This window comes from Pseudolactococcus hodotermopsidis (assembly GCF_011170085.1).
In the GTDB taxonomy this organism is placed as follows: Bacteria; Bacillota; Bacilli; order Lactobacillales; family Streptococcaceae; genus Pseudolactococcus; species Pseudolactococcus hodotermopsidis.
The window spans coordinates 40,924-65,739 of record NZ_BLLI01000002.1; the positions used below are offsets into that span (position 1 = coordinate 40,924).

The 24,816-nt window shown below is 37.2% G+C and carries 16 protein-coding genes and 1 other RNA gene; 6 read left to right on the forward strand and 11 right to left on the reverse strand.

What is annotated here, in order from left to right; genetic code table 11:
• Positions 1-111: 111 nt before the first annotated feature.
• The 8 genes from ssrS to Hs30E_RS00695 all read right to left on the reverse strand — a co-directional run bounded on the left by ssrS (position 112) and on the right by Hs30E_RS00695 (position 7,302).
• A non-coding RNA gene (ssrS, locus tag Hs30E_RS00660) (6S RNA) lies at positions 112-305 on the reverse strand.
• A 128-nt stretch (positions 306-433) separates the two neighbouring features.
• The gene (locus tag Hs30E_RS00665) at positions 434-2,287 is read right to left on the reverse strand and encodes a proline--tRNA ligase (RefSeq protein ID WP_172207190.1); all 1,854 of its coding nucleotides are present in this window, start codon (positions 2,285-2,287) and stop codon (positions 434-436) included.
• Positions 2,288-2,407: 120 nt separating this feature from the next.
• Positions 2,408-2,668, reverse strand: a complete 261-nt coding sequence (locus tag Hs30E_RS00670; protein ID WP_228461955.1) for a hypothetical protein — start codon at positions 2,666-2,668, stop codon at positions 2,408-2,410.
• 176 nt (positions 2,669-2,844) lie between these two features.
• Positions 2,845-4,086: an RIP metalloprotease RseP gene (gene rseP / locus Hs30E_RS00675; protein WP_371864123.1), complete on the reverse strand. Its 1,242-nt coding sequence runs from the start codon at positions 4,084-4,086 to the stop codon at positions 2,845-2,847.
• Positions 4,083-5,270 carry a 1-deoxy-D-xylulose-5-phosphate reductoisomerase gene (dxr, locus tag Hs30E_RS00680; protein WP_172207194.1) on the reverse strand — a complete coding sequence of 396 codons (1,188 nt, stop codon included), beginning with the start codon at positions 5,268-5,270 and terminating at the stop codon, positions 4,083-4,085. Before dxr ends, rseP begins: the two co-directional genes overlap by 4 nt.
• A 23-nt stretch (positions 5,271-5,293) precedes the next feature.
• Positions 5,294-6,088, reverse strand: coding sequence for a phosphatidate cytidylyltransferase (locus tag Hs30E_RS00685; protein WP_172207196.1), 795 nt, complete (start codon positions 6,086-6,088; stop codon positions 5,294-5,296).
• Positions 6,085-6,822 carry an undecaprenyl pyrophosphate synthase gene (uppS, locus tag Hs30E_RS00690; protein WP_172207198.1) on the reverse strand — a complete coding sequence of 246 codons (738 nt, stop codon included), beginning with the start codon at positions 6,820-6,822 and terminating at the stop codon, positions 6,085-6,087. Before uppS ends, Hs30E_RS00685 begins: the two co-directional genes overlap by 4 nt.
• Positions 6,823-6,939: 117 nt before the next feature.
• The gene (locus Hs30E_RS00695; protein ID WP_172207200.1) at positions 6,940-7,302 is read right to left on the reverse strand and encodes a preprotein translocase subunit YajC; all 363 of its coding nucleotides are present in this window, start codon (positions 7,300-7,302) and stop codon (positions 6,940-6,942) included.
• 308 nt (positions 7,303-7,610) lie between these two features.
• Here Hs30E_RS00695 and Hs30E_RS00700 point away from each other — a divergent pair, with 308 nt between their 5' ends.
• From Hs30E_RS00700 to addA, 6 genes are all read left to right on the forward strand, one after another.
• Positions 7,611-8,348 (forward strand): DUF975 family protein, encoded by a 738-nt coding sequence (locus Hs30E_RS00700; protein WP_172207202.1) that lies wholly within the window; start codon positions 7,611-7,613, stop codon positions 8,346-8,348.
• Between the two features lie 87 nt (positions 8,349-8,435).
• The gene (locus Hs30E_RS00705; RefSeq protein WP_172207204.1) at positions 8,436-9,194 is read left to right on the forward strand and encodes a ParB/RepB/Spo0J family partition protein; all 759 of its coding nucleotides are present in this window, start codon (positions 8,436-8,438) and stop codon (positions 9,192-9,194) included.
• Between the two features lie 327 nt (positions 9,195-9,521).
• Positions 9,522-10,880: a chromosomal replication initiator protein DnaA gene (gene dnaA / locus Hs30E_RS00710; RefSeq protein WP_172207207.1), complete on the forward strand. Its 1,359-nt coding sequence runs from the start codon at positions 9,522-9,524 to the stop codon at positions 10,878-10,880.
• Between the two features lie 166 nt (positions 10,881-11,046).
• A complete protein-coding gene (dnaN, locus tag Hs30E_RS00715; protein ID WP_172207209.1) occupies positions 11,047-12,189 on the forward strand; it encodes a DNA polymerase III subunit beta in 1,143 nt (380 codons plus the stop codon).
• A 37-nt stretch (positions 12,190-12,226) separates the two neighbouring features.
• Positions 12,227-15,541, forward strand: coding sequence for an ATP-dependent nuclease subunit B (gene rexB, locus Hs30E_RS00720; protein ID WP_172207211.1), 3,315 nt, complete (start codon positions 12,227-12,229; stop codon positions 15,539-15,541).
• The gene (addA, locus tag Hs30E_RS00725) at positions 15,534-19,190 is read left to right on the forward strand and encodes a helicase-exonuclease AddAB subunit AddA (RefSeq protein ID WP_172207214.1); all 3,657 of its coding nucleotides are present in this window, start codon (positions 15,534-15,536) and stop codon (positions 19,188-19,190) included. The genes rexB and addA overlap by 8 nt, the downstream gene beginning before the upstream one ends.
• 24 nt (positions 19,191-19,214) lie before the next feature.
• On the opposite strand, the gene Hs30E_RS00730 is transcribed toward addA, so the two are convergent.
• Genes Hs30E_RS00730 through pth form a run of 3 tightly spaced genes read right to left on the reverse strand, consistent with a single transcriptional unit; the run spans position 19,215 to position 24,719 of the window.
• Positions 19,215-20,663, reverse strand: coding sequence for an oligosaccharide flippase family protein (locus tag Hs30E_RS00730; RefSeq protein WP_172207216.1), 1,449 nt, complete (start codon positions 20,661-20,663; stop codon positions 19,215-19,217).
• The gene (gene mfd, locus Hs30E_RS00735; RefSeq protein WP_172207219.1) at positions 20,644-24,153 is read right to left on the reverse strand and encodes a transcription-repair coupling factor; all 3,510 of its coding nucleotides are present in this window, start codon (positions 24,151-24,153) and stop codon (positions 20,644-20,646) included. The genes Hs30E_RS00730 and mfd overlap by 20 nt, the downstream gene beginning before the upstream one ends.
• Positions 24,150-24,719 carry an aminoacyl-tRNA hydrolase gene (pth, locus tag Hs30E_RS00740; RefSeq protein WP_172207221.1) on the reverse strand — a complete coding sequence of 190 codons (570 nt, stop codon included), beginning with the start codon at positions 24,717-24,719 and terminating at the stop codon, positions 24,150-24,152. The genes mfd and pth overlap by 4 nt, the downstream gene beginning before the upstream one ends.
• Positions 24,720-24,816 lie beyond the last annotated feature (97 nt).

The following is a 24,816-nucleotide window of genomic DNA, read 5'->3' on the forward strand; positions in this document are numbered from 1 at the left end:
AAATTTTTTTACGATTTTTTTGCGTGAGTTCGAGACAGCTGAGACGATGCAACCTTTGGGTTGTGAGTCGAAAACTAACGAAGAAATCACGCAAAAAAATCGTAAAAAACAAAAAACACTGATTGAATGCCGGATACTCACTCCTGTATTGAACCCGCTGTTAATATAAACAGGTGGGCGTCGCGCTCCTACTAAGCTGCTTCCACCTAAAGTGGCTTGCATACCGTAGGATGTCTCAAAGACTCCCGAGGTAATACGATTTAGTCGGTCAAAAATGTGAGCAAGTTCGCACATTCCAGTGCTTTCTTTATAATACTATCTTATCATGAATTTTATTTTTTTGCAAATATTTTTTGTAAACGTTTTCTATATTTAAATCAATATCTCACACAAATAAAAAGCAGAAATCCAAAGATTCCCACTTTTATAAAATCTATTGATTCAAAATCGCCAACGTCTCAGCCAAATCAGCAACATTGACCTCAAGCGTATCGCCAGTTGCCCGAATTTTGACCTCGACAATCCTATCTGCAGCTTTCTTGCCGACTGTCACGCGCACAGGCAAACCAATCAAGTCGCTATCTGAAAACTTAACACCAGCCCGCTCAGCACGATCGTCTTCTAGCACCTGCAAGCCTTTTTGGCTCAGTGTTTCAACGATTTCCGCAGACAGCGCAACCGCTACCTCGTCTTTCACATTGACAGGAATCACATGCACATCAAACGGTGCAAGCCCTTTTGGAAAGTTCATCGACCATGAAAATTTATAATCGCCTTTAAAAGTTTTCTCAACATTTATCCGTGCAAACTGCTCCAAAATCGCAGACAGCATGCGACTCACACCAATACCGTAAGACCCCATGATAATCGGTTTCGCCTTACCATTTTCATCAAGAACGTTAGCACCCATACTCTCAGAATACCGCGTGCCGAGCTTGAAAATGTGCCCAACCTCAATTCCGCGTGCAAACTTCAACTTGCCTGCACCGTCTGGCGCAGTCTCGCCCTCCTTGGCAGTGCGCAAATCAACAAATTCTGTCACTTTGAAATCACGGTCAATGTTGGCATTTTGCAAATGATAACCGTCTTCATTTGCACCAACGGTAGCATTTGCAACCGTTTCAACTAAACGATCAGCGATAATTTTGACAGTCTCAGGCAAGCCGACTGGTCCAAGCGACCCAAACGTTGCCCCGAAAATCTGAACCGTTTCTTCTTCTGTTGCAGGTTCTAAAAAGTCAGCACTCAGATGATTGGTCAATTTGACTTCGTTCAATTCATCATCGCCACGCAAGAGTACAACGATAATTTCGCCGTCAGCGTTATAGACTAAGGTTTTAAGCGTCTGTTCAGCTGGCACATTTAGAAATGCTGACACCTCATCTATCGTTTTCGCATCTGGTGTCGCAACTTTTACCAAATCAATTTTTTCTGTATAAACTGTCGGTTTGACAAATTCTGTTGCTGCCATTTCCAAGTTTGCCGCATAGTCCGAACTATCAGAGTAGGCAATCGTATCCTCTCCCGCAATCAACCAGCTTGCAAGCTCTTTTTTGATGTCTGAGATAACCGTTTCTGGAATTTCCGAAATATCAGCGATTGATTTATCTAAAATCAACCATTTTGCCAAATCCGTCCGATCGGGTGTAATCGCCATAAACTCTTGAGAATCCGAACCACCCATAGCACCACCGTCACCGATAATTCCCTTGAAATCAAGCCCTGAGCGCGTGAAAATCGCCTCATAAGCGTGTTTATAATCCAGATAAGTCTCATCAAGCGAATCGTTCGTCGCATGAAAACTGTAACCGTCCTTCATGATGAACTCGCGTCCACGGAGCAAGCCATAGCGCGGTCGCTTTTCATCACGATACTTGGGTTGAATTTGGTAAATGTTCAAAGGCAACTTTTTATAAGACGTGATTTCATTGCGAACGAGTGCAGTCATGGTCTCCTCATGAGTCGGACCAAGGATAAAATCAGACGAATCGCGATTTTTGAGTTTGTAAAGGTCAGCACCATAGGTGTCATAGCGCCCACTTTCCCGCCACAAATCAGCAGTCAAAAGCGCAGGCGCAAGCAATTCCACAGCACCAATCGCCTCAAACTCCTCACGCATAATCGTCTTGAATTTTTCAAGTACACGATTAGCAAGCGGCAGATAAGCATAAATTCCCGCTGATATTTGGCGTACATAACCTGCACGCACAAGAAGTGCATGGCTGATAACTTGCGCATCAGACGGCATCTCACGCAAAGTTGGAATAAGCAATTTAGATTGTTTCATAGTGATAGTTGAGCAACCCTATCAAGCACCACGCTTGGAGATTGCCCTTTCCTTTCATGTAGTAATTTTATTATACCAAAAAAAGCGCTGATTTTCAGCACTTTAAATGTCAAGATAATTTTAGCTTTCTTTACTCTTCAAAGCAAAAGTCAGGATAAAACAAATACTACCGACTAATTGAAATAAAGATTGAATTAAAACAAGAGGTTTTAAAGTTATTACTAGAAAAGCAGATAGACTCAAGAGAGAACCAAGTAGCCAAATAATGCCGATAACAAGTAAGAAAATTTGCCAACCTTTTTCAGATTTTTTACTAATATTAAAATATGCAAGCCAAGTTAGAACCAGCAGAACAAGACGTAAAACCACACCAAATATCATCCCGATAGCCAAAGCATTAGTTACGCTATCTGAAATTATATCTTGTTGTACAAGGTTAAAAGTATCAATTAAAATTGATAACGTTACAAAACAATCCCAAATAAAGCTAATTTTTTATTTCTCATTTTTCTCTTTTCTATATTTTTAAAAACATGGCATCAATAACAAGTAACAACTCATCTAAACAACCGCATAATATCATTCCAAGTCACAGCAATCATCAATACCAACATAATCCCAACGCCAATCAATGTAATCAGACTTTCGCTTTCTTGTTTCATCGGTTTACGGCGAATTGCCTCAATAATATTCATGAAAATCTTACCGCCGTCAAGCGCAGGAATTGGAATCAGATTAAAAATGCCCAGATTGATTGACAACATTGCCAAAAATTGAATAATCGGTGCCAATCCCTCACGCGTCACCTGTTCAGACATCTGATACATAGCAACAGGACCACCCAATTTATTCAAACTCGGACGTAAAACCAAATCTTTCAAAGCATTGACTATCGTAAAAGCAGAGTCGACCGCCATTTTCAAGCCACCTGTCAACTTATCAGAAACACTCGTTTTTAACAATGGCGACACACCGATAAGATAAGTACCTTCTGTTTTTTTAGGTGTAATCGTGAAAGTCTTATCACTCGTCTTAAGCTCAAGCGCCTTACCGTTAGTCTTACTAATCGCCTCAGACAAATCATACCAATCCGTAATCTTTGCACCATTTACCGCCTCAACCGCGTCACCCGTGCGCAAGCCAGCTTGATAAGCTGGCAAATTTTTATTAGAAATCGTGACTTGATTACTATTAAAATCTTGCACACCACCTTGCATAAAGGCAATCAAAACAAAGGCAATTGCACCCAAAATAAAGTTGTTCATCGGTCCAGCAAAGTTAGTCATCATACGCCCAAGTAAGCTCGCGCTTTGATACTGCACGTCAAGCGGGGCAATTCGTACCTCCGTTGCGTCCTCCTCAACAATCGTTGCATCGTGGTCAACCGCATAAGTCTTGATTTCGCCATTTACTTCGCCAGTAATGGTCAAAGCATTTTCAAAGTCGTACTTAGTTACCAACATCGGAAGTGCTTGTGCAAACTGCGCCTTATCACTCAGATTAACACGTGTCACAACGTTGTTTTCAAGATTAAGGGTCAAACTTGCAGGCTGACCTGTCTTGATTTCCGTTGTATCCTCGCCCCAACCCGCCATACGGACATAACCACCTAAAGGAAGTATCCTAATCGTATAAAGCGTCCCATCCTTAGCCTTGTGAGCGAAAATTTTCGGTCCCATCCCAATAGCAAATTCACGCACCAAAATACCCGCTTTTTTAGCAAAAAACAGATGACCATATTCATGCACGCAAACAATCACACCAAAAACAATGATGAATGTTACTAAACTTTGAATCATAAGTTATTTTCCTCTTCTTTATCACTCGTTAAATCTGCTATCCATTGCCTAACTTTTTGACGCGTTTCTTTGTCAGTTGCCAAAATTTGATTGAGTGTTTGACCATCAAATTCCATATGCTCAAAAACAGCACGTGTAATCAATTGTTCAATTTCTAAAAAGCTGATTTTACCATCAAGAAAGGCTTGATTAGCAACTTCATTTGCTGCATTGTAAACTGCGGGATAACCACCACCAAGTTTACCAACACGGTAAGCTAAATCTAACATCGGAAAACGCACCAAGTCTATTTTTTCAAAATGCAAAGCACCAATTTCTGTCAAATCAAAAGGTTTTTCATTGTGCATTTTAAGATGTTTCGGATAAGACAGCGCATACTGAATCGGCTCACGCATATCCGAAGCGCCAAGTTGCGCCAAAACCACACCGTCATTGAGTGTAATCATCGAATGAACGATTGATTCACGATGTAAAACAACATGAATATTTTCATAAGGCACACCAAACAAATGATGTGCTTCAATAACTTCCAATCCTTTATTGACCATAGTTGCTGAGTCCAAGGTAATTTTTGCACCCATTGACCAGTTCGGATGTGCCAGTGCCTCTGCCAAAGTCACATCGACCAATTCTTCACGTTTCTTATCTCGAAATGACCCACCAGATGCAGTAATTGTTAGACTTCGCACATCATCTTGGCATGCCACACCTTGAAGTACCTGAAAAATTGCCGAATGCTCGCTATCAACTGGCAATATTTTACTACCAGTCCGCGCGGCATCAGTCATGATATTATAGCCCGCGACAACCATTGCTTCCTTATTAGCAAGCGCCACGTCATGCCCAAGATTAATCGCTTCAACCGTTGGCAACAAGCCGACTGATCCGACAATCGCATTGAATAAAATGTCATAATCCTCAGTTCTGACAAGTTCAATCAAGCCATCCTCGCCAAATAAATTCGTCATGTCTGGAAATTCTGCTGCTAACTGTTGCTGATCTGATTCTTGAGCTGAGACAACAATTTTCGGTGAAAATGCTTTGATAATCTCACGCGCCTTGTCAATATTTTGACCATAGGAAAAGCCGACCAACTCAAATAAATTTGCATGTGCTGCAATTACTTCTAAAGTCTGAGTGCCGATACTACCCGTTGCACCCATTAACATAATTTTTTTTGTCATAGCTTTCTCCTTTTTTTAATTTTTTAAAACAATCCTAAAAGATGCATAATTGGAAAAACAAAAATCATACTGTCAAAACGATCAAGAATGCCACCATGTCCAGGCAAAATTTTACCAGAATCCTTGACACCAAAATACCGTTTGAGACTAGATTCAACTAAATCGCCAAGTTGACCAACGATAGAAAAAATGGCAACCAAGATAATCAATCTGAAAATACCAATTTCAGGCGCCTGATTAGGATAAAGAAAAACCATAATCGCCGCCACAACAATCGCACTTATCACGCCACCAAGTGAGCCTTCAACCGTTTTATTCGGCGAAACGCTTGGAATCAACTTCGTTTTACCAATTTTGCGCCCAACAAAATAAGCGCCTGAATCTGTCGCCCAAACAATAAACAAGGCCAAGAAAAAGATAAATAAACTGTTTTCACGCGCCGCAAGCAAATTTTGAAAACCAATCCCGATATAAAAAGCAGATAAAAAAGGGAAACCGAGATCCTCAAAAGAATATTTGCCATTGGTAAAGACCATTATGCCCATCATAATGAATAAAAACAAGGTAAATAACGTCAAATTACTATCTGTACCAAGTTTTGGCAGATAAAGTGTCGTTGGCATTGAGAGTGAAAGTGCTGCAATTGTTGCCAAAATACCTTCAAATGACAAAATTTCGAGTTTGCGCATCTTGAATAATTCGGTCATGGCAATCATGACCAAAAGCGCCACTAAAACGTGAAAAGCCGTTCCACCAAGGATAGCTAATCCCAAAAATACTGCGCCCGCAACAACGCCCGTGATGATTCTTTGTTTCATTTCTTGATTCCTCCATATCTGCGTTCTCGTTGCGCAAATGCGTCAAGCGCCAAATCTAGCGCTGTTTCATTAAAATCAGGCCACAATGTCTCTGTAAAATAAAGTTCACTATAAGCTGTTTGCCAAAGTAGAAAATTACTCAAACGATGCTCGCCAGAAGTTCTAATCACAAAATCAGGATTGCGATAATCTTTGGGAAAGATAGCTGTCGCAAGCTTACTTTCAAACACTTCAGGCGTAATTTCATCAGCGCCAATTAGACCACTAATAATATCTTTTCCAATTAATCTTGTTGCTTCCAAAATCTCGGCTTGCCCACCATAATTCAGAGCAATATTCAAAATCAAACCCGTATTTTCAATTGTCTCAGACATGGCTTTATCAATTGCTTTTAGCGTTGCTTTGGGTACACCATCACGTTTACCAATCATCCGAATCTGAATATTTTCTTTTTTCAAAGTCGGCACAAATTTTTCATAAAAATCAATCGGTAAACTCATGATAAATTTGACTTCAGCAGCAGGTCTCTGCCAATTTTCCGTCGAAAAAGCATAAACCGTCAAGATTTTAACACCACGACGTTGCGCGTGAATCGCAACTGTTTTCAGATTATCCATGCCTGCCTTGTGACCAAACAGCCGCTTTTTACCTTGATTTTGCGCCCAACGCCCATTACCATCCATGATAACGGCAATATGTTTAGGGACTTGATTTTCTTCATTACTATCTGTCATTTTGCAGATTACCTCTAAAATTTTTAGTCATTATTTACAATATATGCTATTCCTTTAATTTTACCATATTTTCTAAAAAAAATAAGCCGTCAAGTCGGCTTTATTTTAGTCAAATACTTATTCAAATGGTGAATCATGCGTTTCTGTCACTGCAACTGTTTCATCAGAAGTGACTGTCTCTGTTTTCGCCTCTGCAATTACTGCATCAAGCCCGTCTGCATGATCGACTGGTTTGATTGTTTTGATAGCTGCACGATCAAAAGTCAAAATCACGCCTTCAGCATCAAGCTCAATCGTTCCTTTTTCCTTATCAACACTTGACAAAATCCCATGCAAACCACCGATTGTGATAATTTCAGAGCCTATTTTCATGTTATCAAGTTGTTCTTGACGTTGTGCCGCAGCTTTTTTCTGACCACGTTGCATATACCACATCGTTCCGCCCAAAAGAACAATTATAATGACAAAGTTTAATCCCATTTCTCTACCTCTTTTATTTTCGTATAATTCATTATAGCAGATTTACCAAAATAAAAAAAGCACCACCCCTAGCACTTTTTAGTTTTAAAGCATTAAGCCAATTTTCTCGCCAAATTTACTTTCCCACTGCTTATTTTAGTCTTTATTCAAGCGTAGTGCAAGAAAAACGACTTTGATTATTTGTGAGAAAAATGCTATTATAGTCTTTTAAACTTAACTAAAAGACATGATACTGAAAGCGATGCGCCAAAGGCACAAACTTTCTAGGAAAGTTAGCTTAAAGTTCAAATAAAAGGAGAACTAACTTTATGACCAGTGCTGAACTCAAAACTGTCGCACGCCGTGCACTCAAAGAGAATTTTTTTCAAAAAATGCTATTATTTATTGTGCCGATTGTCCTAACGATTATAACAACTTTTACAACGAAGGCTTTTTCCGACTTCATTGATATTGATAATGAAAGAATCTGGAAAGAATTTTATGAAACTGACATTTTATCAGACATGCTCAAAGAGATCACAGCTGTTTGGCAATCAATTGTGATCAATGAAATGCTTAATTTTGTTATCTCTACTCTCATTGCAATTCTCACTGCCACGGCAATTTTTAACTATATTGACATTTTCCGCGGTCAAAAAAAAGAAATCACGCTTCTTTCAGATACTTTGCGCTGTTTCAATGACGGTTATTTCGGTAAAATTGCGCTTTTAACAATCACCACTCAAGTTATTTTATATCTTTTAAACTGGATGATTGTCATCGGATGGATTCCGAGCATTCTTTTATCATTTGGTTGGTCACAAGCCATTATGGTTTTGCACGACAAACTTGAAGATGATGACTATAAAGGAATTTGGGATGTGCTGACAACTTCTTATCAACTCATGAAAGGTTACAAATTTAAATATTTTCTTTTCCAACTTACCTTTATCGGTTGGTACTTCCTTGATTATTTATCTCATGGTTTTGTCAATTTTTGGCTCATTCCTTTTTCCAATATGGCGATGGTTGCTTTTTATGAGGCACGTAAACAAAAGCGTTTGTAAAACAGTTTCGGCTGTTTTTTTATCTCCATCAAAATTAACTAAGATTCTTGTCTTGATTTTATAATGAGTTGCGTATAAAATAGCAATATGGAAACTATTCAACTGATAAAACTTTCGGACATCGTTAAAAATCCTTATCAACCGCGCGTGACATTTGATGAAAAAAAATTGCAAGAACTCAGCGATTCTATCAAAGAAAATGGTGTTTTACAGCCAATTATTGTCAGAAAATCAAGTATTATTGGTTATGAAATTTTAGCTGGCGAACGCCGTTTTCGCGCTTCACAATTAGCTGATTTGAGTGAAATTCCTGCGATTATCCGTATTTTGACAGACGATGAAATGATGACTTTGTCAATCTTGGAAAATTTGCAACGCGATGATTTAACTGTTTTGGATGAGGCACGAAGTTTGCAAAATCTTGCGACAAAACAAGCCTTGACACATGCCCAAATTGCTAAAAAACTTGGTAAATCACGACCTTACGTAACTAATCTGATAAGACTTTTGAATTTGCCAGAAACCATTTTACAGATGATTGACGATAAAAAACTCTCGCAAGCACATGCAAGATTGCTTGTCAGTGTCGAAAATTCAAACTATCAATTACTGCTTGCCAAACGAATTATTGACGAACAACTTTCTGTCCGAACGCTTGAAAAAATCTTATCTAATCTGCCTGCTAAAACTGTTAGTAAGCCCAAAAATATCTTTATTAAAGAAAGTGAGGAAAATTTAGCAAAAATTTTCGGAAATCCTGTCACGATTAAAGCCAAAAAAATCGAAATTTCTTATGACAATCTTGACGAACTTAATAGACTTATCCTCATATTAACTCACAAGTAATCCACAATGCGTTTGTGGATTTTTATATTTCAACAGGAGTTATTCACAGATTGACTGATTTACACAAGATGTGTATAAGTTTTCCACATCTGTGATTAACTTTTTACTTTTCCTTTATCTTTAACTATTTTTTAACAAAAAAATTTGTGATTAACTTCAAAATCAAACATTTTTATCCACATTTTCCACAAACCTGTGTATAATTCTTATGCGCAATGTGACTTATTTTTTTCTTTTACCAAAAAATGTGGAAAACTTTCCGCCAACATGATATAATTTCTTTAGCCACAATTTATTAACAAGAGAAAAATTTGAGAAAGGAGCAAAATGATTTTAAGTGACAGAGATAAAAAATTCTGGACGCGTGTCAAAGAATTGGCATTAGATAACTTAGGGCAAGCAACTTATGATTTTTTTATCGAACCTGCAAGGTTGCTACAAATCAAAGATAATACTGCTGAAATTTGTATTCAAAATAACATGCACCGACAATTTTGGGAAAAGCAAGGTGATTTAATCGAAACTGCTGGTTTTGAAATTCTAAGGGTTGCCATTCGCTTTTCTCTTTACACAGCTGATGACATCAATCTCAATGATTATGAAACAGCTACTTCTTCAAAAATTCAAGAAACCGCAACCTTTATCACTTCAAAACTCGAAAGTCATCTTAATCCTAAATATACCTTTGAAAATTTTGTTCAAGGTGAGGGCAATCGCATGACTTTAGGTGCTGCGATTGCCGTTGCTAATGACCCTGGTGGTATGTATAATCCACTTTTTATCTACGGTGGTCCAGGACTTGGCAAAACCCATTTGATGAATGCGATTGGTAATGAAATTCTAAAAACGACACCACAAGCTCGGGTCAAATATGTCTCATCAGAAAATTTTGTAAGTGATTATGTTCAAAGTAGTCGTAAAGGTAAAATGCAAGAATTTACAGATGAATATCGCACTTTAGATTTATTACTCCTTGATGATGTGCAATTTTTCGCTGACAAAGAGGGAACGATTAACGAATTTTTCCAAACTTTCAATACTTTGTATGACAAAGGTGCGCAAATCGTCATTTCAAGCGATCGGCCACCAAGCGAGCTCAATGAATTTGAAGAGCGTTTAAAATCTCGTTTTTCTTGGGGCTTAACAACTGATATCACAGCGCCAAACTACGAAGATCGGATGGCGATTTTGCTCAATAAAGTAGACGAAATGTCACTCAAAGTCCCTTCAGAAACCTTGGCTTATATTGCTGGACGCATTGATTCAAATGTCAGAGATTTAGAGGGAGCGCTGAAAAATTTAAAATTTTATGCCGATACAAATCGTATTGACAGCATTGATATAGACACTGCTGCTAAAGCGCTCAGTACGTTAGAATCAACCCTACTCACGCAAGATAAGGATATTTCATCCGAGAAAATCCAAGAAGAAGTCGCAAATTTCTACAAAATTTCAGTCGCTGATATGATTAGTAAAAAGCGACCAAAAGAAATTGCTTATCCGCGACAAATTGCGATGTATCTAATACGTGAACTGACAAATAAGAGCTTACCCGCTATTGGTAAGGAGTTTGGTGGGCGTGATCATACGACAGTCATGTATGCACAGTCGCAAATTTCCAAAAAAATGAAAACTGACACTCAGCTCCAAAAAGATATGGATACAATTAAGTCAAATTTGAGATAAATGACTTTTGTGGAAAATCTCAACACTTCTTCACAGCTTATTAAATCTTATCCACAAGCATTTTTTTAAAGCTAATAAGGTTTTAAAGACTTTTCCACATGCCTAACAGCCCCTATTACTATTACTAACTATATTTATCTAAATAATAAAAGAAAGAGTTCTCTCAATGATTAATTTTTCAATCAATAAAACCGCTTTTCTCAATAATTTGAGAATTACGAAACAAGCTATTTCCAGTAAAGTAGCTATTCCCACACTTTCTAAAATCAAAATTGACGTTTCAAACGAAGGCATTACTTTAACAGGTTCAAATGGTCAAATTTCTATCGAAAATTTTCTCTCTAAAAACGATGAAAATGCTGGGATGTTAATCACTGAATCTGGTAGCATTTTACTTGAAGCAAGCTTTTTTGAAAGTATCGTGACAAATTTGCCAGAAGTTTCCTTTGATTTCAAGGAAATTGAACAAAATCAAGTTGTTTTGACATCTGGTCAGTCAGAAATTACACTTAAAGGCTTAGATGTAGAAATGTACCCTCGTCTCCAAGAAATGCCGACTGAAAATCCTTTGAAAATCAAAGCTGGCGTGCTTAAAGATATTTTTTCAGAAACTGCCTTTGCGGTATCTACACAAGAATCTCGTCCCATTTTAACAGGTTTGCATTTGACCTTAACAGATAATAAAATACTTAAATCTGTTGCCACTGATTCACATCGCATGAGTCAACGCGTGATGACACTGGATAAACTTAGCGAAGATTTTGATTTGGTGTTGCCAAACAAGTCTGTTAGTAGCTTTAAATCAGTTTTCACAGATGATGACAACGAACTTGATATTTTCTTTTCAAGCAATCAGATTCTTTTCCGTAATGAGACGATTTCTTTCTATACACGTCTTGTTGAAGGAAATTATCCTGATACTAATCGTCTGATTCCCTCAGAAGCTGATTACACGCTTAATTTGACTTTTGACGTATCAAACCTCCGTCACACGATGGATCGCGCTAAATTGCTTTCTAATGCAACGACAAACGGTACAGTGAAATTAACCGTGACAGCTGATAAAGTTATTGCAACTGTTAATTCACCAGAAGTTGGGTCTGTTCATGAAGAAATTACACCGCTTGCCCAAAATGGCGAGGACTTGATGATTTCCTTTAATCCCCAGTACTTGATTGATGCGCTCAAAGTTATCAAAGAACCAGAGGTTCGGATTCGCTTTATCTCAAGTGTTCGACCATTTACCTTGGTACCAACAAGCGATACGCTTGATTTTGTGCAACTCATCACTCCAGTCCGTACCAACTAAAAACATGATATAATAGACCGAGAGGTCTATTTTTGATATGAAAATTATCCACACTGATATTTATGGCGATTTAACTGCTTTTTTGGTCAATGAGGCGCGTGATTTAATGGCTAGCGCTAAAAAAATATTCTATATTGTGCCGTCATCCTTGTCTTTTGAGAAAGAAAAGGAGATTTTGACGCGTTTTAATGCTGGAAATGACGGCGCTTTGTTCGATTTAACGGTTACGCGACTCAAACAATTGCCTTGGTATTTTGATAAGGGACAAGAAAGTCAACTGATAAATTTATCGCCTGTTGGTCTTGCTATGTTGATGCGCTATACTTTGAAAAATCTGTCAGATGAGGCGATACCAACCTATCGTTTTATGCGTGATAAACAAGGTTTTATTGACCAATTGGTCACACTTTACACAGAATTAACGACTTCAAATCTGACGACAGATGATTTACTTTTGGCAAATGCGAGCCAGAAAAATCAAGAATTGAAAGTCATTTTTGATGCGTTTAATTATCAACTCGGTCATTTTTCAAATGACAATAAATTGCAACAGTTCATTGACAAAGTTATAAGCGATAAGTTGACACCTGCTTTACAAAACAATGTTTTGATTATTGATGGCTATTCACGTTTTTCGGCTGAAGAAATGACTTTGATTGATGCTTTATCAAGTCGCGTTTCAGATATTATTATTGGTGTTTATGCCTCTAAAAAGGCACTTTCAGCTACTTTTATTGAGGGAAATGTTTATCAGCAATCGGTTGAATTGATTTGGGAATTATCCCAAAAATATACTGTCAATCTAGTTGACAAGAGTGTCAACGAGGTTGACAATACCTTTACACAAGTGTCAACGTTAATGGAAAAGGAATCTGATTTTACGATTTCGGATACAGATAACTTATTAAATCATTCAGGATTAGAAATTTGGCAAGTTATTAATCACAAGGAAGAAATTGAACATGTTGCTAAGCAAATTCGACAACTTCTTTATCAAGGTGTTCAGTATAAAGAAATATTAGTTTTGCTTGGTGATGTGACTGCTGACGCGATTCTCTTACCAGAAATTTTCAAAACTTATGAGATTCCTTTTTTCTATGCCCAAGAAAAAGCGATGAAAAATCATCCGCTGATTGTTTTAATAGAAACGTTACTTGCAATCAAAAGTAATCGTTATCAGCTCAATGATGTGCTAAATTTACTTAAAACACAGCTTTACACTTCTAGCAACGTAAGTTTACAGGACGTTTACAACTTTGAGTATTATTGTTTACAGCAAAATATCAGAGGACGTCATCAATTCAATCAACCATTTGATAAAAAAACGGCTGAAAAAGTAAGAGAAAATTTAGTTGGAAAAAGGTCTCCTTTACAAGTCTTTTTGGAATCTAAGAAACAAAAAGGGTCAGTTTGGTTAAAAAAATGCCAAACTTTTTTGGCAACTGGTGGTGTTAAAGAGGCGATTGAACGGCTTTATCGTAAAGCAGAAGAAACAGGTAATTTTGAGAAATCAGCTGAACATTTGGAAGTTTGGCAACTTTTGATGACTGTTTTAGAGGAATTTACGGCTGTTTTTGGTTTAGAAACATTATCTGTAACAGAATTTCTTGATATTATTGCGTCTGGTATTAAAAATGCGACTTACCGTTTAGTGCCGTCAAATGTTGATGTTGTGCAAGTGAAAGCTTATGATTTGGTTGAACCACGTGCGGCAAAATACGTTTTTGCGATTGGTTTAACGCAGTCAAATTTTCCTAAGAAAGCTCACAATCTCAGTCTATTATCTGACCAAGAACGTGCAACGATTAATGAAAAGTTACGCGAATCAGAAAACTTCAAATTTATTGATGAGCCAGCTTTTATTAACAATAAGAAAAATAGTTTCACAGCTTTACAGCTTTTCAATGCAGCAACTGAACAATTAATTTTGTCAACACCGCAGCTTTACAGTAACGAGCAAAGTGATTTATCACAATATCTACAATTTCTGATTGATTGTGGTGTTAAACCACTTGTCAAGCAAGGTGTCAACTTAGTTGACACACTTTCACAGATTGGTAATTACGCTGGTTTGTTGTCAAATTTTGGTGAAATTGAGCGTCAGTTATTGTCAGTATCTGATGACAAAAATAGCCCATTTTGGTCAAGTTTGTTTAGAATAATGCTGACAAATTCCGATTATCATCGTATTTTGTCAGCAGTTGAAACGGATAAATTACAAGAAAGATATTTGGATAAATCAATTATTTCAGCGCTTTATCCGTCAGATTTGAATGCCTCGGTGTCAAGTTTTGAAAACTTTTATAATTGTGAATATCAATATTTTTTAACGCATACCCTTCATGTTAGAGAGCTTGAAAAAATTGATTTAGATTCTCGAATTTCTGGTTCTTATTTTCATGAAGTTTTTGAAAAAGTGATGCGTGATCATGAGACAACTCTTGATAATTTTGATTTCAAGTTGACACAAAGTTTACAGGAAGTTGACAGTAAATACGAGCCTTTTTTCAAACGTGATGCGACAAGTCGTTATACGCATTCGAGATTACAGGAGATTGTTAAGCAGACAGCGACTGTTTTAAAACAAACGTTAGGTAATTCGGGAATCAATTCTTTGGCATTTGAGCAAGGTTTTGGATTTGATAAGTCGGGACTTGAAACCTATCAAGTTGCCTTAAAAGACAATAAAATGCTCAAACTTCGTGGGCTAATTGATCGTGTTGATCAGATTTTTGGGACACTTGGTGCTGTTGATTACAAATCTGGCGACAAGAAATTTGATTTGCAATCGGCATATGATGGGACGAGTTTGCAATTTTTGACTTATCTTGATATTTTACAGAAAAATACAGGAAAATTTGACCAATCACAAACGATTTGGGGGGCTTTGTATTTACATCTTCAAAATCCAACGATTGCCCTCAAATCGCTTAAAACAGTTGCTGATATTTCTGAAGAATTGAAAAAATCAATGAAATACACAGGTTTTTTCAATGCTGATTTGGCAACTGAAATGAAAGATAACTTTGATGATATTTTCAATCTTGGTCAATTCAAAAAAGACGGTTTGCCTTATCAAAACAATCAAAATTTTTATAGTGAAACAGAAATTTCAGCTATGATTGCTAGAAATGAGGCCTTGTATCAAAAAGCAGGTAAAAAATTATTAGACGGAAAAATTGAGATTAATCCAATCATTGTCAAACATCATGTCAAAGGCTGTCAGTTCTGCCATTTCAAGTCTATTTGTGGGTTTGAATCAGACTTACATATGAGCTTTGGACGGAAAATTAAACAGAAATCAAGGGATGAAATCAAAGCGATTATTGTGGGAGGTAAGGAAAATGCGTGATTTAAGCAATCAAGAAATTCTAGCTTTACAAAACGCAGAGATTGGCAAAGCTCAGCCAAAAACACCAGAACAGATTGAGGCGATTTATCGGACAGGAATCAATCTTCTCGTTTCTGCCTCTGCTGGTTCGGGCAAAACATTTGTGATGACTGAACGCATTATCTATCTGATTTTGAATGGCGTGTCAGTCAAAAATCTCTTTATCTCAACTTTTACCACTAAAGCGGCGGCTGAGTTGAAAATGCGTTTGGATAAGAAAATTCGTGAAACACGTCTGACAACAAATGATTTTGAACAAAAAAAGAGGTTGACAACTGCTTTACAAGACTTGTCAACTGCTGATATTGGCACTATGGATAGCTTTACACTGAAATTTCTCAAAGAAAATTTTTATCTTAAAAATTTAGATCCGACTTTTCGACTTTTGGTGGATAAGACTGAGCAGGATGTGATTAAGCGAGAAATTTTCGAGCAGTTGGTTGACGATTATCTGTCTGAAAAAGGAAGTATTAGCCAAGAACGCTTTATTAAGGTGATGAATAATTTTTCAACAGACCGTAAAATTGACAATTTTTATCGTGTTCTTGATAAAATTAACACTTTTGCTGTTAGTTTGGAAAATCCTCTTGACTGGTTAGAAAATGACTTTCTCAAAGGCTTTTCAAATTATCAAACCTATGCTGATTTACCAGATAGGTTTACAGCTGGTTTACAGGAAAGTTTACACATAGTTTACAGAGCACTTCAAGAAAATCTTGCGTCTGGTTTGATTACAGGTAAAGCAAAGATAGAAAATACCGAGAATTTTTTAGGTAATTATGAGTTTTTGATTGATTGTTTGACAGCTAAAAATTTTCAAAAATTTATCAAACTTTACAAAGAGATGAAATTTCAGTTTGTGCCAAATGCCAATAATAAAGAAAATCGTGACGAGGTACTCGAATCACAAAAAGAAACGCTAAAAGAGCTTATCTCTGTCAATAAAAACAGGTTGGATGAATTTGTTGATAGCATTAAGCATCAAGAAATCATTGAAAAATATCATACAGCAGCAAAAGCGTTGACAGCAGATTTACAGCTTGTTGCCAAAGAGTTTTATCGGCGTTATCATGCGTATAAACTTAAAAATGCGAGTTTGGAATATGCTGATGTCACGCATCTAACAATCGAAATTTTACAGGAAAATGAGGTTTTACGCAAGGTTTATCAAACCCAGTATTTTGAGGTCATGGTTGACGAATATCAAGATACCAACCAGTTGCAAGAGGCTATGCTTAAACTTTTGTCAAATGGTCACAATCGTTTCATGGTGGGTGATGTCAAGCAGTCAATTTATGGTTTTCGTTTGGCAGATCCGTCGCTTTTCATGGCAAAATATAAGGCTTATCAATGCGAAAATGCTGATGGCAAACTCATCAGATTAAAGGAGAATTTTCGTTCCAAACCTGAGGTCATCAACTTTACCAATAACGTTTTCAAATATCTTATGGATGAAAATATCGGTGAAATGACCTATGGTAAACCAGAAGAACTCGTTGTAGGCAATCAAAAACTTGCTGAAGAAAAGGAGGCAAATGACTTAACTGCAGAACTTTTGATTTACAAAGATGAGAAAACTCCTACATCAGAAGATGAGGAGATGCTCTCTTTAGATGAATTGGTCATGACAGCGCAAGCTATCCAGCAACTTGTTGCCCGAGGTGTCAATTATGAAGAGATTGTCATTCTTGTTAGAAGTAAGACAAATAACGCTGAAATTGAGCGCGTTTTGCAGTCTTTTGACATCCCAATCGTTCTTGACGAAGGCAAGATGAACTATCTAAAAGCTATGGAAGTCCTTGTCATGCTTGATGTTTTGCGCGCCATTGATAACCCGCTTTTCGATATTTCTTTTGTCGCTTTGCTCAACTCCCCTTTATTTGATTTTACGGAAAATGATTTAGCGATTCTTGCTTTGCAAGGGTCGACAGATCAAACTTTTTATGACAAATATCGTCGTGCTTTACAGGGAAAAGGTCTAAAATCTGATTTGGTTGACAGTTCTCTAACCGCTAAATTAAAGGGTTTTGATGCCTATTTTCAAAAATGGTGTCAACTTGCGTGTCAAGATAGTTTACACAGTCTCATTTGGCAGATTTACCGTGACACGCATTATTATGACTATGTTGGTGGCATGAAAAATGGTCAGCTCCGTCAAGCTAATTTGCAAGCCTTGGCAGAACGTGCGGCGTCTTACGAATCGTCAGGTTATAAAGGACTTTTTCAATTTATCAAGATGATTGACAGTTTTTTGTCTACTAAAAATGATTTGGTAGCTGTTAATATTGCGCTGCCATCAAATGCGGTGCGGGTAATGACGATTCACAAGTCCAAAGGTCTCGAATTTCCTTACGTGTTCATGTTAAATTTTAGCAAAAAATTTAACACCAAAGATTTGACCAATGAGTTGATTTTATCTCGGAAAAATGGTGCAGGGATTCAATTTACAACAGATTTCAAACAAGAAATCGAGACTGAATTTCCCTACGCGCTTGTCAAAATGACAACTTTGCCACATCTTGCAAACGCTCTGGAAAAGGAATATCAAGGACTTGCTGAAGAAATGCGCATGCTTTATGTTGCTCTAACACGTGCTGTCAAGAAGATTTATATGGTTGGTAAAGTCAATGCGACCCAAATAGACGATGACGGGCAATTTAAGACGTATCAAAATGCCACTTTTAATGAAAACGACAGACTTGATGAGACAATCAGAAAGTCAAGTCAAGGCTATCAGAATTGGCTTTTAGGCATTTATCATGCCATGACGGATAAAACTGAGATGAAAATGACCCTTAAGCTCATTTCTAATGAAGAATTGGCTGATATGACCCCGTCAAATCTGAAAACAGACAAAATATTTGAAGAATTGTTAGCAGACTCACAAAAAATTGACGGCGCTATGGAGACGATTGAAGAAGTCAAATTAGCTAAAAAGATGTTGGATGAAGTAGAAATTCTCAATGAAAAATATGCTGCGGGTATCCAGTTACCAACGATTCAAACGCCAAGTCAAATCAAAAAACGCTATGAACATTTGATGTCAGAAAATGATGTCGTGGTCAGTAGTCATCAAAAATATAGCCAGTTTGAATTTCTGAAAACAGACAAAAAAGTTTCGCCAACAGAACTTGGTTCGGCGGTGCATGAGCTAATGCAGAATTTAGATTTTTCAAATGTTTCACGTGAAACATTACGGCAAACCGTTTCAAAACTTTCGCTCAGAGAGGAAGTTAAGTCAAAGATTGATTTGGCTAAAGTTTTAACTTTATTTGAGACAGATTTTGGTCAATTGATGATTAAAAATGCGGCTCATATTAAACGTGAGGCACCATTTTCAATGCTGAAAACAGATGAAAAATCAAAAGAACAGTACGTGATTCGCGGGATTATCGACGGTTTTATCAAACTTGATGATAAAATTCTCTTGTTTGATTACAAAACAGATCATTTCATGAGTCCAGACGCTATTTCACAGATAAAAACGCGCTATCAGATGCAGATGAATTTGTACGCCGAGAGCTTAAGCATGGCATTTAAGCTGACTAATATCGAAAAATATCTGATTTTACTGGGCGGTCCGGACAAAGTTTATATTGAGCGTATTTAAAAAAAGAGCTACGGCTCTTTTTTACTATCCGAGAATTTCCTTTATCTTCATCTTAAAGATACTGAAAAATGTGGTACAGCCTGCCAAAGTCAAAAGAAAAATCTTAAAGAGTTGTGTGATGCGACCGCTAAAAATCAAAAAATGATTGCCGATTAAAACGACAACAGCCATTGTCAAAATTGCCAACCAAAACCTTAAATTTAGCAACTGTTTAGGAAATTTTTTACGATAAATCAGATAACAACTCAAGATTAAAATCAAGCTAATTAAATTAGAAATTGAGGCACCAATAAGTCTGAAATTTAAAGATAAAGGATAGACAAGTACTAATTTAGCAAGTAAACCAAATAATAAAATAACGAAAGAAGTTTTATTTTTACCAGCTAAAAATAAATCATGATGTTCAAGTTGAATCATCGAAATCACAGGAATTTGTAAAACGAAAATCTGCAAACTAAGAGATTCGGCATGACTTTTAAAAAGCACATCATTCATCTCAGGCAGTAAAATCACAAGTCCAACCGTCAAAGCAATCGACAAGTAAGTGACGAAATCAGTAATTTTGTCAGAAATTTGCCCCTCTTTTGTCACTTTCGGCAAGCTATCTGTCAAAATAGACGTTGTGACAACTAAACCAAGTTGTAAAAATGGTTGTCCGCGGTCATAAATTCCTTTGAGAATTTCCGCTTGAGTAGAGATAATCCCCGAGTGTGTCAAAGCATTTTTAACGACAAAAACATCAATCATCTGTAAAATAAGCATGTAAACCATAAAAAAGGTAAACACGACTGAAGAAAAGCCAAATTTTTGAATGATACTAACTTTGCCTCGCCAATCTGTCAAGCCTGTAAATAAACCCTTGAAACGAAAGTGACTAGAAAAAATCAATTCAATCAACGCTACTATGCCACCGATAAAAGAACCTAACATGGCTAAAAATGAAATTGTGTAAACGTTAGTTGACAACTTTGTAAACGTCAAAGCAGCACAGATGATTAACAGAACACGCGTAAATTGTTCTATGATCTGTGAAATAGCTGTCCTTGTCATATCGCTTTTTGCTTGAGCAATCCCGCGATATAGGGATAAAAATGGCACTAATAGTAAAGGTAAACTTGCCGCAAGTAAAGGAAGAGCTAATCTTTCTTCGCCCATTAATTTCGCCAATGGTTGACACAAGATTGACAGGATAAGAAAACTCAGAATACTTAAAATGAGAGAAGTCTGAAAAAAAAGTCGAATGTCTTCCTGCGGTTTATCAGACGAATGAATCAAACTTGATAAGAAATTAGGCAAAGCGACAAGTGACAAAGTTGTGATAATTGAGTAAAAAGGGTAAACTTGCTGAAAAGCATAGAAACCTTGGTCACCCACTAGATTTTGATAAGGAAAGCGATAAAGTGCTGCTAGAATTTTTGACAAAAACCCTGCCAATGTCAAAATTCCCGCCCCTTTAATCAGATTTATTTTCATCTTTTTTCTCAATCTTTTCATCTCGAATTTGACTCAACCGTTCAGTAAAAGCCATTATTTCAGAAAAACAAGTTGCCTCTGAGACACGTCGACAATCAAAGCGAATCATCATCACGCCACGTTCCTCGCCTATTTTTGCCTTCAAACTTGTTTTTGACAAAGCATCAAAATAATCCTGTGGCATAAAGGCGTTGACAGCAGCTTTACTCATCGTGTAAACGATGTTTACAGGCGTTTTGTCAATCTTGTCAACCAAACTATTATCAGCAAAATGTTTCAGCAAGCCAATTTCTAGCAAATAAGCAACCGTGTCAGGATATTCACCAAAGCGATCAATCAATTCATCTTGTAAATCTTGATAGTAAACACGACTTTCAATTTCACGAATGCGTTTGTAAATTTCGATTTTCTGGCGTTGGTCAGAAATGTAGTCAGATGGCAGAAAAGCATCAATTCCCAAATTAATCTCTGTATTTGATTGCTTGATTTTCTTAGTTTTGCCAAGCCGTTGATTCACTGCCTCTTCCAATAACTGTGAATATAAATCAAAACCAATCGAGTCAATAAAACCAGACTGTTCAGCACCCAAGAGATTGCCAGCGCCACGAATTGACAAATCTCGCATGGCGATCTTAAAGCCTGACCCTAATTCTGTAAAGCCTTTAATCGCCTCCAACCGCTTTTCTGATATATCAGATAGCGCTTTTTCAGGCTGATACATAAAATAAGCATAAGCGACACGATTAGAGCGCCCAACACGACCACGAAGTTGATAGAGCTGAGATAAACCCATGCGATCGGCATTCTCGACAAACAAAGTATTGGCGTTTGGAATATCAACACCAGTTTCAATAATTGTTGTCGAGACTAGGACATCATACTCTCCATTAATAAAATCGAGCAAGGTATTTTCAAGGTAAATTTCACTCATTTGCCCGTGAATCGCAGCAACTCGTGCCTCGGGAATCATCTCGGCAATTTGCGACACTTTTTGTTCAATCGTGTCAACACGATTGTAAACGTAAAAAACTTGACCGCCACGTGACATTTCACGCAAAACAGCATCGCGGAGGACACCGTAATTAGTTTCCATGACATAAGTTTGCACAGGATAACGATCAGTTGGCGGTGTTTCAATAACGGATAAATCACGAATCCCCATCATTGACATGTGTAAAGTCCGCGGAATCGGTGTCGCAGTCAAAGTCAAGACATCCACTTGCGTTTTCAACTCTTTCAAACGTTCTTTGTGTTTGACACCAAATCGCTGTTCTTCATCAATAATCATCAACCCAAGGTCGAAAAAGGCGACATCTTTTGATAGCAACCGATGTGTGCCAATGATCAAATCAATGCGGTCTTTTTTGAGTTTATCTAAAATATCAGTCTGCTCTTTTTTGGTCTGAAAACGTGACATAACGGCAATATTAACGCCAAAATCGTTGAAACGTTCAAGAAAATTGTTATAATGTTGCTCAGCTAAAACAGTCGTTGGTACCAAAATAGCGACTTGTTTATGGTCGTTAATCGCCTTGAAAGCCGCACGCATAGCCACTTCCGTTTTCCCGAAACCAACATCACCGACAAGCAGCCGATCCATTGGGCGCTCACGTTCCATATCTTTCTTGATTTCTTTGACAGAACGCAGTTGATCGGCTGTTTCCATATAGGCAAAAGCCTCATCAAATTCATGTTGATTGTCATCATCATGTGAAAAAGCATAACCTTTTTGACTTTCCCTTTTGGCATAAAGTTTGATTAAATCTTCGGAAATATCTTCGATTTGTTTGCTAACATTGGCAACAGTTCGTCGCCAGCGCCCGTCGTTAAGTTTATTGACTTTTGGCGGCTTACCTTCCCCAGCGGTGTATTTGGTTAGGCGATTAACTTGATCAACAGGAATTGAAATTGTATCATTATTTTGATATTGAATTGTCAGATAATCTCGGTGCATACCAGCGATTTCAATCGTTTCAAGTCCGAGATATTTCCCGATGCCATGTGTTTGATGCACAACATAGTCGCCCACTTCTAGCTCATTATAGTCTTTTAAACGCTCCGCATTGGTAATATTTAGCCGTTTTGTTCGCCGTTTTTTCGTTTTACCAAAAATTTCATTTTCGGTGATAATTGCAATCTTTTCATCAAGCAAATTAAAGCCATTGTTCAGATTAAGCGTAACGATGTTTAGGGTATTAGCCTGTATGTTGTCTAATGTTGAGTGTGTAAACGTCGTGTCAATGTCTTGTAAAGCAGTTGTCAACTTAGTTTGTTTATTTTTGGAAACAGCAAGGACAATGGTGTACTCTATTTTGAGCAGATGAACCAATTCTGTTTCAAGTAAAGGCATCTGACCAAAGAATCCTTGCATTGAATGCTGATTAAAATGATGTAAAGTATCAAATTTGAGATTACCTAATCCTTTCTGGAAATTGGAGAAAAAAGTAGCAGGCTTGTAATTTCGGAGTTCATGACCAGTATCAGCTAGATAAGTCATTCCGTCAACAGAACGATTGAGCAATTTTTCTGATAAAGTAAATTCCGCCGTTTCTTGTGTCATGCGATGATTCATCTCATTGATTTTTTGAAAATCATCAATGAAAAGCGGACAATTTTGAGGTAAATAATCTAGTAACGTCCATTGTTTATCATAGAAAAATTCACTAAATTTGCGCAAATCAGCATGATAACTCTGATTGTTAGCAGCCGCAATAATTTCAGCAAAATAAGAGGTTTGTTTCTCATCTAAATCACTTAGATTTGATAAAAATTGTGCGCCACGATTGAAATCATCAGCTGTTAAAATAAAGTCAGAAGACGGTGTTATCTTAATTGTGTCAATCTGTTGTAAAGAAAGTTGACTGTCAACATCAAAGTGTCGAATGCCGTCAATTTCGTCACCAAAAAACTCAATTCTGACAGGATTTTTGGCATCAAGTGGATAAATATCTAAAATATCACCACGTTTAGAAAATTCTCCAGGACTCATGACACGCTGTGTTTTTTCAAAACCAATTGTTGACAGTTGCTTGACAAGCGTGTCAACGTCAAATTCATCACCTATCGAAAAACTCAAATTGAATTGCTTGAAGTCATCAGGATTAGGCAAAAAATTGCGTAAAGCAAAAATCGGGATGATCAGAAAACCAACCGCATTTTCATCCTGTAAAAAAGAAAGCGCCTCTAAGCGATAAGCCAATCGCTCTTTACTCGCAATAGCAAATTCAGCAAAGACATTATCGTCAGAAAAATACTGAAAAACCTTGTTTTCGCTCACAAATTCTGACAAATCACTGTAAAGTTCGCTGGCATGATATTGATTGTCAGTGATAATCACGTATTTGTCTGGATTATTTTCATAGGCAGTCGCCATGACTAAGGCTTTGATACTCCCTTGTAAGCCAGTTAAAAGGGTTCGTGAGCGTTTATTGAGGTCGCGTTGCCAAGTGTTAAGCGCAATATTTTTATCTAGTAAGTCTATTAATTTCATCCGTTAAATTGATTTCCTGTTTTGTTAAAATCATCTGTTTCGATAAAATAAGCCAGAGCATCGGCAGCACGTAAAATACCAATCTCAGCCAATTCTGAGTCTGCCTTGTCAAAGCGCGCAAGGACATGATTGATGACTGACATGCCGTGTTTGGGTCGACCAATCCCAACTTTAAGGCGTTTAAAGTCTTGCGTGCCAAGATGTGAAAATAACGATTTCATGCCATTATGCCCACCAGCTGACCCTTTTTCACGCAGTCTGAGTTTCCCAACTGCCATATCAAGGTCATCATAAACGACTGTCAAATTTTCCGTATCTAAGCCATTATAAGCCAGCAATGGCTTGACTGATTTACCAGATTCATTCATAAAAGTCACAGGTTTGACAAGCAAGATTTTTTCACCGTTTATAAAAGTACTTGCTGTATCAGCAATAAAAGTTTTATCACGAGAAAAACTGATACCAAGCTTGTCTGCCATAACATCTAATACCTCAAAACCAATATTATGCTTGGTATGGGCATACTTCTCCCCTGGATTACCAAGTCCTACAATCATTTTTGTCATCTTTACACTCCCTTTACACTGCATTTACACTAAGTTTACAGAGTTGTAAATATAGTGTAAACGTCAAAAAAGACTGAAATAAATATTTCAGCTTTTT

Bases quoted from the DNA above. Each gene is read 5' to 3' on its own strand.
- Hs30E_RS00695 (WP_172207200.1), bottom strand. From the start codon at position 7,302: ATGGGATTAAACTTTGTCATTATAATTGTTCTTTTGGGCGGAACGATG.
- Hs30E_RS00670 (WP_228461955.1), bottom strand. From the start codon at position 2,668: ATGATATTTGGTGTGGTTTTACGTCTTGTTCTGCTGGTTCTAACTTGG.
- dnaN (WP_172207209.1), top strand. From the start codon at position 11,047: ATGATTAATTTTTCAATCAATAAAACCGCTTTTCTCAATAATTTGAGA.
- dnaA (WP_172207207.1), top strand. From the start codon at position 9,522: ATGATTTTAAGTGACAGAGATAAAAAATTCTGGACGCGTGTCAAAGAA.
- mfd (WP_172207219.1), bottom strand. From the start codon at position 24,153: ATGAAATTAATAGACTTACTAGATAAAAATATTGCGCTTAACACTTGG.
- dxr (WP_172207194.1), bottom strand. From the start codon at position 5,270: ATGACAAAAAAAATTATGTTAATGGGTGCAACGGGTAGTATCGGCACT.
- Hs30E_RS00700 (WP_172207202.1), top strand. From the start codon at position 7,611: ATGACCAGTGCTGAACTCAAAACTGTCGCACGCCGTGCACTCAAAGAG.
- pth (WP_172207221.1), bottom strand. From the start codon at position 24,719: ATGACAAAAATGATTGTAGGACTTGGTAATCCAGGGGAGAAGTATGCC.
- rseP (WP_371864123.1), bottom strand. From the start codon at position 4,086: ATGATTCAAAGTTTAGTAACATTCATCATTGTTTTTGGTGTGATTGTT.
- addA (WP_172207214.1), top strand. From the start codon at position 15,534: ATGCGTGATTTAAGCAATCAAGAAATTCTAGCTTTACAAAACGCAGAG.
- uppS (WP_172207198.1), bottom strand. From the start codon at position 6,822: ATGACAGATAGTAATGAAGAAAATCAAGTCCCTAAACATATTGCCGTT.
- rexB (WP_172207211.1), top strand. From the start codon at position 12,227: ATGAAAATTATCCACACTGATATTTATGGCGATTTAACTGCTTTTTTG.
- Hs30E_RS00665 (WP_172207190.1), bottom strand. From the start codon at position 2,287: ATGAAACAATCTAAATTGCTTATTCCAACTTTGCGTGAGATGCCGTCT.
- Hs30E_RS00685 (WP_172207196.1), bottom strand. From the start codon at position 6,088: ATGAAACAAAGAATCATCACGGGCGTTGTTGCGGGCGCAGTATTTTTG.
- Hs30E_RS00730 (WP_172207216.1), bottom strand. From the start codon at position 20,663: ATGAAAATAAATCTGATTAAAGGGGCGGGAATTTTGACATTGGCAGGG.
- Hs30E_RS00705 (WP_172207204.1), top strand. From the start codon at position 8,436: ATGGAAACTATTCAACTGATAAAACTTTCGGACATCGTTAAAAATCCT.